Origin of the sequence: Parashewanella hymeniacidonis, from assembly GCF_016900895.1 — a bacterium.
Classification (GTDB): Bacteria; Pseudomonadota; Gammaproteobacteria; order Enterobacterales; family Shewanellaceae; genus Parashewanella; species Parashewanella hymeniacidonis.
This window is the reverse complement of the sequence record NZ_JAFEUN010000286.1, coordinates 1-1218: the sequence shown is the minus strand read 5'-3', so window position 1 is coordinate 1218 and position 1218 is coordinate 1. Positions and strand designations below refer to the sequence as shown.

Here is a 1218-nt window from a genome sequence, read left to right as displayed (position 1 = left end):
TTTTGTTCAGAATCGCCATTTTATTTTGATAGTTGTCGTGGTTGACTTATTATCTCAAAAATAAAGCTTTTCTCCTCAGATTTTTCTTCTTAATTTGTTACCCATGTTTGATGGGTTCCAAATGAGCTATTTAAATTCAGAAGCCCTTTAAAACCGACTCATATTCAGGTTATCTGTTTACGATAAATTCCGTTGTGCGCATCTTTATTGTAAGTTCATGCAAGCCCTAAGTTGTATTTTTATGGCTAGCCGTGGATATCAGAAATTAGATGTTTATAATTGGGTTTTAGGGATACTATTTCTAATGCAACTCGTTGATATCATATTAAAGTCGAAACTAATTTATGTCCAAAAGCTTGCCAGCTAATCAACAACTAACGTCAAAACCAAAACGGGTTGTAGTTAACATTGGTGTCGTAGACATCAATGTTATCTTTCTTCTTAATGTATCGAACAATGAACCATGCTGGGACGACAAACAATAAGCTGTATGCCATCTTGATCTTCCAACCAGAGAACACCATTTTTACCAAGGCGGTGTTACTCATCTTTCCTGAGAAAGCGAGGTAGTCAACCACAATACTCAACAGCCCTTGACCTAGTGCTGTGGTGCAAACACTTCGCACAATAAAGTGTTTACCTTGTAGCCATATTTTTGTGGTAGAGAGTAAATAGGCATTCATAAATTCACCGCAAAAGAACCCTGCCATCCCTGAAAAAACATATCTAACCGTTGGCTCAAATACCGTGTTGTAAGCTTGAGCATGAATGAAGACATCAGGGTTGGGCAAGGCTGTGATCCATTGCGAGGTAAAAGCAAAAAAGACTTCAACGATAATGCCTAACCAGACAAACATCTTAGCCGTTGTGTAACCGTAAACTTCAACCACAACATCACAAATGATAAATGACACCGGGAAGACAAATATACCGCCGGGCAAAGTCATCCCAAATACTTTGATAAAATAGTTAGCAAAACAAACCGTTAAACATAATACCGATAAGTAAGCGGCCTGCAGAAACAACAGTTTATTATGTATTACCACCGACTCAGGCGCAGTGTTATCTTTTGTTAGCTCGCTGCTTTTCCGCATAGGGTGTTCAGTCTAATTAATGTCTAAATTATTTGTTTCAGGCTTGTTGGTAAACTCGTTACAAATTATGTGTAACAGGAAAACCGTATCGATCTAACTTTGACCAAAATTCTTCCCAATATCC

Annotated in this window: 1 protein-coding gene; it reads right to left on the bottom strand. The window is 37.8% G+C overall.

Features of this window, described 5'->3' with window-relative positions; translation table 11 throughout:
• Positions 1–380: 380 nt before the first annotated feature.
• A complete protein-coding gene (locus JQC92_RS22365) occupies positions 381–1094 on the bottom strand; it encodes a queuosine precursor transporter (protein WP_205001729.1) in 714 nt (237 codons plus the stop codon).
• Between the last annotated feature and the right edge of the window lie 124 nt (positions 1095–1218).